We start from the raw sequence: 12,529 nt of genomic DNA on the forward strand, positions 1-12,529 counted from the left end.
GGCTGTTCACGCCGATCAAGATCCGCTCGCATGTCGCGCGTAACCGGCTGTGGGTGTCCCCGATGTGCCAGTACAGTGCGCTCGACGGTGTGCCGCAGCAATGGCATCTGGTGCACCTCGGCTCGTTCGCTGTGGGTGGTGCCGGGCTCGTGATGGCCGAGGCGACCGCGGTGGTGCCGGAGGGCCGGATCTCACCAGGATGCGCTGGCATCTGGAACGACGAGCAGGCCGACATGTGGGCCACCATCGCGAGCTTCATCGAGGCGCAGGGGTCGCTCCCGGCCATCCAGCTCGCGCATGCCGGCCGCAAGGCATCGACCCGTGTGCTGTGGGAGCCGGACGGAAGCGTTCCGGTCGAGGACGGCGGTTGGTCCACAGTCGCCCCGTCGTCGACGCCGTACGGCGACTACGCCGTGCCGCGGGCTCTGACGACAGCCGAGCTCGACGACGTCGTGTCGGCGTTCGTTGACGCCGCCGTGCGGGCTGAGACGGCAGGGTTCTCCGTCGTGGAGATCCACGCGGCGCACGGCTATCTGTTGCACGAGTTCCTGTCGCCCCTGTCGAACCTACGGTCCGACAGCTACGGCGGGCCATTCGAGAATCGCGTGCGCCTCCTGCTCGAAGTGGTCGACGCCGTCCGCGCCGCGATCTCGGAAGGTACTGGCCTCTTCGTACGCCTGTCTGCCACCGACTGGGTAGAGGGCGGCTGGACGGTCGAGGAAACCGCCCGATTGACCCCGCTCCTCGAAGCACGCGGCGTCGACCTGATCGACATCTCGAGCGCCGGACTGGACCCTCGACAGCAGATACAGATCCGTCCGGGATACCAGGTGGAGCTGGCGGCCGAGATCAGGAAGGCAGCGGCTGGACCGGTCAGCGCCGTCGGCTTGCTGACGACGCCTCGCGAGTTCGAGGACGTGCTCCAGCTAGGCCACGCTGACGTGGTGTTCGCGGGTCGGGAGTTCCTCCGTGACCGCATGCTCCCGATGCGGGCTGCCCTCGAGCTGCAGCAGCGGGCAGAGTGGCCGCAGCAGTACGTCATGGCCAAGTTCCCGGGCAGCATCCCGTGAGATCTTCGCCCTAGCTGTGTGCCGGCCTCAGAGCGTGATGCGGTAGGCCTTCATCTTCCGATAGACGGTGGCACGGGAGATGCCAAGGATCTCGGCAGCGCGGGCGCGGTTTCCGTCAGCCTCTCGCAACGCGTTCCGGATGGCGTCCAGCTCGACTCGTTCGATGACGCTGAGAGACTTGGCGCTCTGCATGCTTGCCGGCAGGTCGGCGGGGGCGACCGCGCCCGTCTTCCCGGCCACGGCGAGTTGGCTGATCACCGTCCGCAGCTCCTTGAGGTTGCCGGGCCAGCGGTACGTACGCAGGACGTCCACGGTCTCGTCGCGGAGGGTGAGGCGGGCCTCGGGTGCCAGCTGCTTGGCGAGGATGTGCCAGAGACTCGGCAGGTCGCCGGCCCGCTCCCGAAGTGGTGGGAGCCACACGGTCTGGGCGCCGTAGCGCAACGCGAATGCCGCGGCATCCTCGCGGCTCCCGGCGGTCAATGTCATGAACACCGCGCCACGTCCGGGCGAGCCTTCCAGGAGAGCTCGGAGGCCATCGAGGACCGGAATGTCGAGCGTCTCGATGCCGCGGATCGTGATGGCGCTGCCCTTCGACAGGAGGTCGGAGACTCGTTGGAGCCACTCCTGTCCGCCGGCAAGGTGTCGCTCAGCCGCGTCCACGACCACGGACGAGGTCTCGCCGGCGCGATGGGGCCGTCCGAGCGCAACCGACAGCTTCCCGACGCCCGCCTCGCCGGCAATGATCAGGGGGGTCTTCGAACCGCGGTGACGGGAGACCTGCTGCAGGGCGGTGAGCCACTCGGGCGACCGGCCGATGAGTCCGGGTTGCGAAAGCGTCGACCTGACGCTGCCGGAGACAGGAGTGCGAACCGTCTGCTCCTGCTCGAGGACCACGACGACGTTGTTGCCGGACTCGAGGGCCGTCACCTGCAGGTCGACGGAGCCGGTCGATAGCTGGATTGCGTACTTACCGCTGCGAACGTTGTCCTGGCACAGATGTTGGATCTGGCTCACGTCGGCGCTGGAGAGACGGCCGGCTTGCTGGTTCTGGATCAGCAGGCCATCCGGTCCGAATGCCACCACAGGGTCTGGCTGAGACCGTGACAGCTCGAGAAACGCGTTGAAGGCCTGGCGCGATGCCGGCTTCTCGATGTCCAGGACGTGCTGCTCGAGCCGGTCGGTCACGGATCTGAGCAGCGGCCAGAGAAGGTCCGCGCGGGGGGTGAGGTTGCACGAGAGCGTGACGACCGCCAGCAGCTTGCCGGTGATCGGGTGCTTCACGGCCCCGCCGGTGCACACCGCGTCACGGTAGAGGTCGGCGAAGTGCTCGATCCCCTGGATCTGCACGCTGTGGCCGGTCGCGGCCACCGTCCCCACACCGTTCGTCCCGACGACGTCCTCGGCCAACACGGCACCGCGCATCGTGCCGATGCGGTCGTGGTGGCGCTCGGAGGACCGATCGCTGCACCACCGTTGGAGGATCTGCCCGTCGGAGTCGGCCAGCAGCACGGCCAGCCCCGTCCCGTCCAGGCTGTCCGAGAATCGGGCCAGCGGTGCCTGGAACATGTCGAGGAGGTGAGCGTCGAGCAGTTCCTCAGCCACCTGCGGCACGTCGGTGACGTTGCCGGGCACTCCGATCGCGGCTTGCGAACGTTGCCAGGACCGGTACAGCTCCGCGTCGTGGGGAGTCTCGGCCTGCAGGAGCCCGAGCACCTGCTCCTTCGCGCGCTGGATTCGATCGGCATCTGTCCCCATGGCCATACGGGCACTCCTTCTCGTCGAATACGCAGCTCTTGTTGCCAAGCCCCCGAGTGCTGTGTCGATGTCGCGCCTGTTGCGTGGATGCCGCGACACGGCCGTCGTGTGATCGTAATACGGTATTCGCATTTTCGCTATAGGATGCTGATATGTCTGTTCGTCAGGACCCGTGGATTCACCGTTGGGTGCGCTCCCCGGGGCAGACGATTCGGGAGGAGATCGAATGAAGGTGCAACAGCACGCGGCCCCACTTCGCAAGGAGGTTGCCCGGCTCCTTCGTACCGACATCCTCGAGGGGGCGCTCTCGCCCGGTCAGCGGTTGACCGAGGGTCTGCTGTGTGACCGGTACGGCGTTTCGCGCACGGTCATCCGCGAGGCGCTTCGCCAGCTGGAGTCCGAGAGGCTCATCTCGGTCTTGCCCAACCGGGGCCCCATCGTCACCGTGCTGACGGCTGAGGACATCTCGGCGATCTATGAGGTGCGGCGCTGTCTGGAGGGTCTGGTCGGGGAGCTGTTCGCCAAGAACGCCACTGATGAGCAAGCACGGCAGCTGATTTCGCACGTCGACTCCATGAACTCGAGCTATCTGAACGGGGACGAGGCCTCGCGGGGTGCGGCCAAGGAAGAGTTCTACCGGTTGCTCCTCGCGGGCGCCGGCAACCCGGTCCTCGAGGCGAACCTGCAGACCATCCATGCCCGTGTTGGCATCTTCCGCCACTACGCGTTCATCGACGAGAAGCGCGTCGCCCTGTCCATGCAGGAGCTGCGGTCCATCGTCAACGCGGCTGCCGTGGAGCGTGACCCCGTGGCTGCGCGGCACGCGTGCGAGGAGCACATTCGCCTGGCCGGCCATCTGGCCGTGCTCGAGCACGAGCAGCGCGCGGCTGCCAGCACGCACTGAAGAGGTAGTTGTCTCGATTTGCGACGGGCCGTGACCGCAGGGTTTCACGACCATATGATCGTAATACGAGATGACGAACCATGTGAGGCCGTCGTCGAACATCGTCGGAAGGCATCGCATGACCTCGCTCGTAGGAACCCCCGCTCTCGCCGACCTGAGAGGGCACCGCATCAGCACGGAGCTGTTCATCGGGGGGCGCTGGACTTCGACGGCGTCAGCGTTCGACGTCACCAACCCCAGCACCGGCGAGGTGATAGCCGCGATGAGCGATGCAGGTCCCCAGGACGGCAGCCTCGCCATGGACGCGGCGGTGCTCGCTGCCGAAGCCTGGGCGGCGATGTCTCCGCGTGCCCGCGCCAATCTCTTCCACGCGGCGCATGCCCTCTTGGTCGAGAGGGCCGATGCGTTCGCGGAAGTCATGGTCCTGGAGAGCGGCAAGCCAAGAGCGGAGGCGGCAGGGGAGTTCGCACTGTCAGCGGGATTCTTCCAGTGGTATGCCGAGCAGATCGCCCACCTCCACGGCACCTTCGCGTCCGGGTCTCCGGGCGGCTACCGCATCATCACGACCCACCAGCCGGTTGGACCGTGCTTCCTGATCACCCCGTGGAACTTTCCGCTCCTGATGTCGGCACGCAAGGCGGGCGCCGCGCTGGCGGCGGGCTGCACGGTGATCATCAAGTCGGCCAAGGAGACCCCGCTGACCGCCGCGCTCTTCGTCCAGACGCTTGAGGATGCCGGCTTCCCGCCCGGCGTCGTCAACCTTCTGCACACCAGCGATTCGGCCGCGTTGTCCGAGCAGGTGATGTCGGATCCCCGACTCCGCAAGATCAGCTTCACCGGCTCGACCGGCGTCGGCAGCACGTTGCTCGCCAAGGCGGCGTCGAACATCGTCAATGCATCGATGGAGCTCGGCGGTGACGGGCCGTTCATCGTCCTTGACGACGCCGACATCGATCTCGCCGTGCGTGAAGCCATCGTCTGCAAGTTCCGCAATGCCGGGCAGGCCTGCGTGGCCGCCAACCGGATCATCCTGCACGAAGCGATCGCAGAGGAGTTCACCCAGAAGTTCATCGCGCAGGCCGCGCAGCTGCGTGTGGGAGATGGATTCGATGACGGGGTGGACGTCGGGCCGATCATCTCCGAGCGCCAGCTCGAACGGGTCGCTCGCCTGGTCGCCCAGTTCACGGAGGCGGGCGCTGAGCTGCTCATCGGTGGTTCACGCATCGACCGGACGGGGAACTTCTTCGCTCCGACGGTGTTCCGTGCCGGCAGCCTGTCCGGTGAGCTCTGCAACGAAGAGCTGTTCGCCCCGGTAGCGGCGCTGTACACCGTCTCGTCGGGTGAAGAGGCGCTCGCGTTCGCCAACGCGACGCCGTACGGATTGGCGTCCTATCTGTTCACGAATGACCTCTCGCGCGCGTTTGTCCTGGCGGAGAAGCTCGAGTTCGGCATGGTCGGCATCAATCGCGGCATCATGGCCGATCCAGCGGCAGCATTCGGCGGCACCAAGGCGTCGGGGTTGGGTCGCGAGGGCGGTCACGACGGGATCTATGAGTTCCTCGAGCCCAAGTACCTTGCGGTGACGATCGACGAGACACGAGGTGCCCACGCATGAGCATCGACAACACGATCGGCCTGGGTCTGCTCCGGCAACCGGCCGCGGTGTATTTCGGTCCGGGCCAGCGGTCACAGCTCCCACACGTCGTGTCCGCTCTGGGTACCCACGTCCTGCTGTGCACCGACGAGAGGATGGCGACGACGCCTGTGTTCGAGGACATCGTCGCCGCGTTGAACAACCACGGACTCAAGGTGCGGGTCTACGCCAAGGTCGATCCGGATCTCCCGCGAGAGAATCTGGTCGCGCTCGTCGATGAGCTGGGAACGCACGACCTGGACGTGGTCGTTGGCATCGGCGGCGGAAGCTGCCTGGACTTTGCGAAGGTGGCATCGATCCTGCTCGCGCGTGGCGGGGACGTTCGGGACCTGTACGGGCAGAACCTCGTGGAAGGGCCCGGCCTCCCGGTCGTGACCGTGCCGACGACGGGCGGGACAGGCGCTGAGGTCACATGCATCTCGGTGGTCTTCGATGCCGACAAGGGCATGAAGATCGGGGTCGCAAGCCCCCACCTCGAGCCGCGCGTGGCGATCGTCGATCCTGAGCTCACCCTCAGTTGTCCGCCCGGTCTGACAGCGGCGACCGGCGCGGATGCCCTGTCGCACCTCGTGGAGGCGTTCACCGGCCGGGCGAAGAACCCGAGTCCTGAACAGGTGAACGAGACCCTGTATGTCGGCAAGAACGTTTTGACCGACGTGTATGCGCGTCACGGCCTGACTTTGCTCAACACGTCCTTGGAGCGCATCGCGACCGATCCGGCAGATCTTTCTGCTCGCTCGGACACGATGCTCGCGGCACTCGCGGCGGGAATGGCGATCAACACCGCCGGCACAGCGGGGGCGCACGCGATCCAGTCGCCGATCGGAGCCCTGACCCACACCCCCCACGGCATCGGTGTGGGCGCGCTGCTGCCGTACGTCATGCGGTTCAACCTCGGGGTGCGCGAGGAGGTGTTCGCGGAGATCGGCGAGATCCTCGGCGTCGAGGGCACCTCGGCGTCCGAGCTCGCCCGAGGCGGCATCGTGCGGATCGAGGCGATTCTCAGTGCCTTGGGCGTGCCGGGCGACCTGCGCGCCCTGGGCCTTGAGCCGTCGCAGTTCGAGTACGTCGCGGATCACGCGCTCCTGGCCACGCGCCTGACGGCCAACAATCCTCGTGACCTCGACCGCGACGCCATCATCTCGATCCTGCAGCACGGCTATGACGGCGATCGGTCCTGGTGGACCGAGTGACAGGGCAACACGAGACAGCTCCGGTCGCAGTGATCGGAGCGGGCTCGATCGGCGTGGCCTTTGCCGTCCTCTTCGGTCAGGCCGGCTTCGGTGTACGCGTGTGGGACCCGCTGGAGGGTGCGCTGGACCGCGCCACCATTGACATACGAGATCGGCTCGCGATGTTGTCGGAAGCGGGGCTGCTAGATGAGGATGCGACCTTGGTGGCCGGCCGCATCACCTTCACAGATGACCTCGCGGCATCACTTGACGGCGCGGTGCTCGTGCAGGAGTGCACACCAGAAGACATCCAGCTCAAACGCGACCTGTTCGCGCGACTGGGCTCGATGACGACGAGCGCGGTGCTGGCGAGTTCCAGCTCGGCGTTCGTGCCCAGTCAGTACGCGGCAGACCTGGCGTGCGCTGATCGAGTCCTGGGCGGGCATCCGGGCAATCCGCCCTACCTGATCCCGGTCCTCGAGCTGATCCCGTCGCCGCGAACCAATCCCGACGTCGTGGACGCGGCGGAGGCGCTCTATCGACGAGCCGGGTTGCGGACAGTACGGGTCAACCACGAGCCCGAAGGCTTCATCTTCAACCGTCTGCAGGGCGCGCTGTTGCGAGAGGCATACTGCCTGCTCCGTGATGGCGTGGCGACGGTGGAGGACATCGACGAAGTCGTGAGAAGCGGACTGGGTCGGCGGTGGTGTTTCATCGGACCCTTCGAGACCGCTGACCTCAACACCAGGGGAGGTGTGGTCGCCCATGCCGAGCGGATGGGACCGGCATACGCGCGGATGGGTGCCGAGCGAGGGCAGCATGACCCGTGGACTCCGGACCTCGTTGCCACCGCGGAAGGACAGCGCCGCGCGGTCCTGCCGTTGGACAGCTGGGCCGAGCGAGTCCGATGGCGGGACCAGCAGCTGATGCGTTGGAAAGCCGTCTTCGAACCCGCCTAGACGTTGCGGCGGTACTGGCCGCCGACCTCGAAGAACGCCTCGGTGACCTGCTGCAGCGAGCACACCCGGGCGGCGTCCATGAGCACCGCGAAGACGTTCTCGTGGCTGATCGCGGCCTGCTTGAGCCGGTCGATTGCCTCGGTGGCCTCGTCGCGGTGGGTCTTGTGGAACGTCTGGACGCGTTCGAGCTGGGAGGACTTCTCGGCCTCCGTCGCACGGGCGAGCTCGACCTTCGGCGGCTCGAGGTCATCGGCGTGCGGGTTGCGGAACGTGTTGACGCCGACGATCGGCAGCGAGCCGTCGTGCTTGCGCTGCTCGTAGAGCATCGACTCGTCCTGGATGCGCCCGCGCTGGTAACCGGTCTCCATTGCGCCCAGCACACCGCCGCGCTCGTTGATGCGGTCGAACTCGGCGAGCACGGCCTCCTCGAGCAGGTCGGTCAGCTCGTCGATGATGTACGCGCCCTGCGTCGGGTTCTCGTTCATCGCCAGCCCCCACTCGCGGTTGATGACGAGCTGGATCGCGAGCGCGCGGCGTACGGACTCCTCCGACGGGGTCGTGACGGCCTCGTCGTACGCGTTGGTGTGCAGGCTGTTGGCGTTGTCGTAGATCGCGATGAGTGCCTGCAGGGTCGTGCGGATGTCGTTGAAGCTCATCTCCTGCGCGTGGAGCGAGCGGCCCGAGGTCTGCACGTGGTACTTGAGCTTCTGCGAGCGCTCGTTGGCGCCGTACTTGTCGCGCATCGTGATCGCCCAGATGCGGCGGGCGACCCGGCCCAGCACGGAGTACTCGACGTCCATGCCGTTGGAGAAGAAGAACGACAGGTTGGGCGCGAAGTCATTGATGTCCATGCCGCGCGCGAGGTAGGCCTCGACGTACGTGAACCCGTTGGCGAGCGTGAACGCCAGCTGGCTGATGGGGTTGGCCCCGGCCTCGGCGATGTGATAGCCGGAGATGCTGACGGAGTAGAAGTTGCGTACCTGGTTCTCGATGAACCACTCCTGGATGTCGGCCATCATCCGCAGGCTGAACTCGGTGGAGAACAGGCACGTGTTCTGCCCCTGGTCCTCCTTGAGGATGTCGGCCTGCACCGTGCCGCGGACGTTCTGCAGGGCGTACGACCGCAGGACCGAGTACTCCTCGGCGTCGGGCTCGCGGTCGTGCTCGGCGCGGAACACGTCGACCTGCTGGTCGATCACGGTGTTGAGGAAGAACGCGAGGACCGTCGGCGCGGGGCCGTTGATCGTCATCGACACCGAGGTCGATGGCGACACCAGGTCGAAGCCGTCGTAGAGCGCCCTCATGTCGTCGAGCGTCGCGACCGAGACGCCCGATGTGCCGACCTTGCCGTAGATGTCGGGCCGCAGGTCGGGGTCGCGGCCGTAGAGCGTGACCGAGTCGAACGCGGTGGAGAGGCGGGTCGCGTCGCCGTCCGCGGACAGCAGCTTGAAGCGGCGGTTGGTGCGGAACGGATCGCCCTCGCCGGCGAACATCCGGGCGGGATCCTCGCCGTCGCGCTTGAACGGGAACACGCCGGCGGTGAACGGGAAGCGGCCGGGCAGGTTCTCCTTGCGCCAGTACGTCACCAGGTCGCCGTGGTCGGTGTGCCTCGGCAGGCTGACGCGGCGGACCTTGGTGCCGGAGAGCGACTCGCGGGTCAGTGCGGTGTGGTTGTCGGTCTCGCGGATGCGCACGACGAGCTCGTCGCCGGAGTACGACTCGACGACGGCGGGCCAGCCCTCGATCTGCTCCTTGACCTCGTCGGGCAGCTGCGTGCGGGCGTCCTCGAGGAGCTCGGCGACCTCGCCGGGCACGTTGCCGCTTGAGCCTGTCGAAAGCTCGGCGGCGACGGCCTCGAGGCGCTGCAACCGGCGCGCCTTGGCGACGAGGTCGTCGGTCGTCGCGTGGTACGCCCGTACGGCCTCGGTGATCTCGGCGAGGTAGCGCGTGCGCTCGGGCGGGACGACCTGGTCGATGCCGCTGGAGAACTTGACGTCCGCCGGCGCCAGGATGCCCTTGGAGACCTCGAGCCCCTCCGGCGCGAGGATCGACACGAGGTGCTGGAACAGTGCCGTCACACCGTCGTCGTTGAACGTCGCGGCCGAGGTGCCGAACACCGGCATGTCCTCGGGCTTCTGCCCGAACGCCTCGCGGTTGCGGACGAGCTGGCGCCCGACGTCCCGGAGCGCGTCCTTGGCTCCGCGGCGCTCGAACTTGTTGATCGCGACGACGTCGGCGAAGTCGAGCATGTCGATCTTCTCGAGCTGCGACGCGGCGCCGAACTCCGGCGTCATGACATACATCGCCTTGTCGACGAACGGCACGATCGCGGCGTCGCCCTGGCCGATGCCGGGAGTCTCGACGATCACGAGGTCGTGACCGGCGGCCTTGACCAGGTCGATCACGACGGGGAGGCAGTCGGGGAGCTCGTGGCTGCCGCGGGTGGCGAGCGAGCGGAAGTAGATCCGGTCGCCGTCGAGCGAGTTCATGCGGATGCGGTCGCCCAGCAGCGCTCCACCACCGCGCCGACGCGTCGGGTCGACCGCGATGACTGCGATGCGCAGCTTGTCCTGCTGGTCGAGGCGGAACCGGCGTACGAGCTCGTCGGTCAGCGAGGACTTACCGGAGCCGCCCGTGCCGGTGATCCCGAGGACGGGGGTGCCCGACGTCGCCGAGGCGGCGCGGATCGTGTCGAGGAAGGCCGAATCGAGCCGGTCGAGCTCGGCGCCCGTGATGGCGCGGGCGAGGGCGCCGCGCTCGCCGGAGAGCACGGCGTCGGCGCCGGACTGGCGCTCGTCCCACAGATCGCGGTCGCACGCCTCGATCATCGTGTTGATCATGCCGGCGAGGCCGAGGCGCTGCCCGTCCTCGGGGGAGAAGATCGTGACGCCGGCCTCGCGGAGCCGGGCGATCTCCTCGGGGACGATGACGCCGCCGCCACCGCCGTAGACCTTGACGTGCCCGGCGCCGCGCTCGCGCAGGGACTCGACGAGGTACTCGAAGTACTCGACGTGGCCGCCCTGGTAGGAGCTGACCGCGACGCCCTGCACGTCCTCGTCGATCGCGGCGTCGACGACTTCCTGCACTGATCGGTTGTGTCCGAGGTGGATGACCTCGGCGCCCTGCGACTGCAGGATGCGGCGCATGATGTTGATCGACGCGTCATGCCCGTCGAACAGCGCCGAAGCCGTGACGAAACGTACGGGGTGCGTGGGGGTGTGGAAGTCCTGCGTCGTCATGCAACCTCGATCATGGTGGTGCGGAAAATAATCCTAGGCCTTAAAATAGTCGGGCATCCAACTAAATGCCAGTTGGTGTGACGAGTTCCCCCTACGATGGTGCCCATGCCAGGCGATCCGAAGCTGCCGTTCGACCCTATCGAGCGCGCCTCGGAGTTGTGGACCAAGCACATCGGTGACCCGACCTCGATGCGGCTCGCGACGTCGATCATGCGCGTCCAGCAGCTGATCATCGCCGAGCTCGACGCGGCCCTGAAGCCGTACGGCATCACGTTCGCGCGCTACGAGGTGCTGGTGCTGCTGTCGTTCAGCTCGACCGGCCGGCTGCCACTCAGCAAGATCGGCGAGCGGCTCATGGTGCACCCGACGTCGGTGACGAACGCGATGGACCGGCTCGAGGCCCAGGGGCTGGTCAGGCGGGTCGCCGACGTCGAGGATCGCCGGCGTACGTTCGCCGAGCTCACGCCGGAGGGCGAGGCCGTGCTGGCCAAGGCGACGGCGCAGATCATGTCGATCGACTTCGCGATCAAGGGCCTCGACGCGAAGCAGCAGGACGAGACGTACGAGCTCCTTCGCAGCCTCAGGTCGTCCGCAGGGGACTTCGACTGAGCAAGCGAGCTCCGCGAGAGCAGGTTGAGCGGTCGACGAAAAGGTCCCGCCTCCCCACCTGGGAGACGGGACCCTTTTCGAACGGATCGATCAGATCAGGGCGCTGGTGACGGTGCGTGAACCCAGGATCGTGTCGGTCGTCGGGTAGTACAGGCGGTAGCGACGCTTGGTGCTCGTGATCGTCGAGTACGACCCCGTGCCGTAAGCGTTGAGCTCGATGGTCTTCCGGGTGAGCCAGTTGCCGGCGCTGTCCTTGTACTGGAGCTTGATCGTGTTCATCGGGACGTATGTGCCCGTCGACGGCTTGAAGATCTTCCAGTTCTGAGCCTTGAACGTGATGCGTGAGCCGCTGCGGGTGATGACCAGGCCGTACGCGTTGGTCGACTTGGTCAAGCGCCGCAGCTGGAAGTAGTTGCTCATGGTGTCGTCGACGCTCGAGCTGCCGTCCGTGTAGTGGATCGTGCTCGGCCCGAGCTGCGCCTTGCCGGCACCGACGGTGTTGAGGATGTCGACGAACTGGCCGATCTCGTCCTCGAGGAGCGTGACGGTGCCCTTCGGCACGCCGTTGAGGCTCAGGTTCATGTCGATGTGGTCGATCGGCACAGACCCCTGGGTGCCGTCGACGAGGCCGTCGACGCTGTTCTCACCGGCACGGAACAGCACGCCGTCGGAGAACGAGAAGGTCGTGATGTCGGCAGGTATGGCCGCAGTTTCGGTGGTTTCGGCAAGCGACTGGAACTTCTGGGCGCGAGCGCTGGGTGCGCTGAAGCCGCTCCCCGTCGCGGGTGATCCGGTTCGAGCTTCGGCGGTGTCGGACACCGACGCCGCCTTCTCAGTCTGCGTGGAGTCGGCTGTTGCCGGTCCGGCACTGAGGCTGAGGGCGAGGGCGGCTGCGGTCAGCAGCGCGCCGCCGCGGGCAAGGGTGGTCCTACGCACAGGGGTCTCCCGAATTGTGTGGTGAGTGAGGGGTGGCCGAGCCAGTGTTCCACGTCAGGAGCCGACGCGGACGTGCTTTCTCAATTAAGCAGCATCGCTGCGTTGAGGGTGCCGACCGGCACGCCGAAGCCCTCGATCAGGGTCAGGGTGTGGGGTCGCAGCTTCTCGAGCAGCTCGTTGACCAGTGAGGTGACGGTCTTGGCGCGGGTGTCGGCGAGGCGGTTGTGGCCC

The 12,529-nt window shown here is 66.9% G+C and carries 9 protein-coding genes; 6 read left to right on the plus strand and 3 right to left on the minus strand.

Going from position 1 to position 12,529, the window contains the following annotated elements; all coding sequences use genetic code 11:
- The first annotated feature begins 2 nt into the window (after positions 1 to 2).
- Entirely contained in the window at positions 3 to 1,070 is a 1,068-nt protein-coding gene (locus V6M46_RS12430) for an NADH:flavin oxidoreductase/NADH oxidase (protein ID WP_332665514.1), read from the plus strand.
- Between the two features lie 27 nt (positions 1,071 to 1,097).
- Here the strand turns inward: V6M46_RS12430 and V6M46_RS12435 are convergent, their stop codons facing one another.
- Positions 1,098 to 2,831: a sigma-54-dependent Fis family transcriptional regulator gene (locus V6M46_RS12435; protein ID WP_332665495.1), complete on the minus strand. Its 1,734-nt coding sequence runs from the start codon at positions 2,829 to 2,831 to the stop codon at positions 1,098 to 1,100.
- 220 nt (positions 2,832 to 3,051) lie between these two features.
- On the opposite strand from V6M46_RS12435, the gene V6M46_RS12440 reads away from it, so the two are divergent.
- From V6M46_RS12440 to V6M46_RS12455, 4 genes are all read left to right on the plus strand, one after another.
- The gene (locus V6M46_RS12440; protein ID WP_332665496.1) at positions 3,052 to 3,729 is read left to right on the plus strand and encodes a GntR family transcriptional regulator; all 678 of its coding nucleotides are present in this window, start codon (positions 3,052 to 3,054) and stop codon (positions 3,727 to 3,729) included.
- 118 nt (positions 3,730 to 3,847) lie between these two features.
- Positions 3,848 to 5,344 (plus strand): NAD-dependent succinate-semialdehyde dehydrogenase, encoded by a 1,497-nt coding sequence (locus V6M46_RS12445; protein WP_332665498.1) that lies wholly within the window; start codon positions 3,848 to 3,850, stop codon positions 5,342 to 5,344.
- On the plus strand, positions 5,341 to 6,576 hold the full coding sequence (locus tag V6M46_RS12450; protein WP_332665501.1) for an iron-containing alcohol dehydrogenase: 1,236 nt from the start codon (positions 5,341 to 5,343) through the stop codon (positions 6,574 to 6,576). The genes V6M46_RS12445 and V6M46_RS12450 overlap by 4 nt, the downstream gene beginning before the upstream one ends.
- Positions 6,577 to 6,605: 29 nt before the next feature.
- Positions 6,606 to 7,514: a 3-hydroxyacyl-CoA dehydrogenase gene (locus V6M46_RS12455; protein WP_332665517.1), complete on the plus strand. Its 909-nt coding sequence runs from the start codon at positions 6,606 to 6,608 to the stop codon at positions 7,512 to 7,514.
- On the opposite strand, the gene icmF is transcribed toward V6M46_RS12455, so the two are convergent.
- Entirely contained in the window at positions 7,511 to 10,753 is a 3,243-nt protein-coding gene (gene icmF, locus V6M46_RS12460; RefSeq protein ID WP_332665503.1) for a fused isobutyryl-CoA mutase/GTPase IcmF, read from the minus strand. The genes V6M46_RS12455 and icmF overlap by 4 nt on opposite strands.
- Before the next feature lie 105 nt (positions 10,754 to 10,858).
- Between icmF and V6M46_RS12465 the strand changes: the two genes are divergently transcribed.
- The gene (locus V6M46_RS12465; protein WP_332665506.1) at positions 10,859 to 11,362 is read left to right on the plus strand and encodes a MarR family winged helix-turn-helix transcriptional regulator; all 504 of its coding nucleotides are present in this window, start codon (positions 10,859 to 10,861) and stop codon (positions 11,360 to 11,362) included.
- Positions 11,363 to 11,452: 90 nt separating this feature from the next.
- Here V6M46_RS12465 and V6M46_RS12470 read toward each other — a convergent pair whose 3' ends face one another.
- Complete coding sequence (locus V6M46_RS12470) at positions 11,453 to 12,298, minus strand: hypothetical protein (RefSeq protein ID WP_332665509.1); 846 nt, start codon at positions 12,296 to 12,298, stop codon at positions 11,453 to 11,455.
- Positions 12,299 to 12,529: the final 231 nt, after the last annotated feature.

The sequence above is a fragment of the Aeromicrobium sp. genome, from assembly GCF_036676885.1.
Lineage (GTDB): Bacteria > Actinomycetota > Actinomycetes > Propionibacteriales > Nocardioidaceae > Aeromicrobium.

Excerpts from the sequence above, each read along its gene's own strand:
- V6M46_RS12435 (WP_332665495.1), bottom strand. The coding sequence starts at position 2,831 with ATGGCCATGGGGACAGATGCCGATCGAATCCAGCGCGCGAAGGAGCAG.
- V6M46_RS12440 (WP_332665496.1), top strand. The coding sequence starts at position 3,052 with ATGAAGGTGCAACAGCACGCGGCCCCACTTCGCAAGGAGGTTGCCCGG.
- V6M46_RS12445 (WP_332665498.1), top strand. The coding sequence starts at position 3,848 with ATGACCTCGCTCGTAGGAACCCCCGCTCTCGCCGACCTGAGAGGGCAC.
- V6M46_RS12450 (WP_332665501.1), top strand. The coding sequence starts at position 5,341 with ATGAGCATCGACAACACGATCGGCCTGGGTCTGCTCCGGCAACCGGCC.
- icmF (WP_332665503.1), bottom strand. The coding sequence starts at position 10,753 with ATGACGACGCAGGACTTCCACACCCCCACGCACCCCGTACGTTTCGTC.
- V6M46_RS12465 (WP_332665506.1), top strand. The coding sequence starts at position 10,859 with ATGCCAGGCGATCCGAAGCTGCCGTTCGACCCTATCGAGCGCGCCTCG.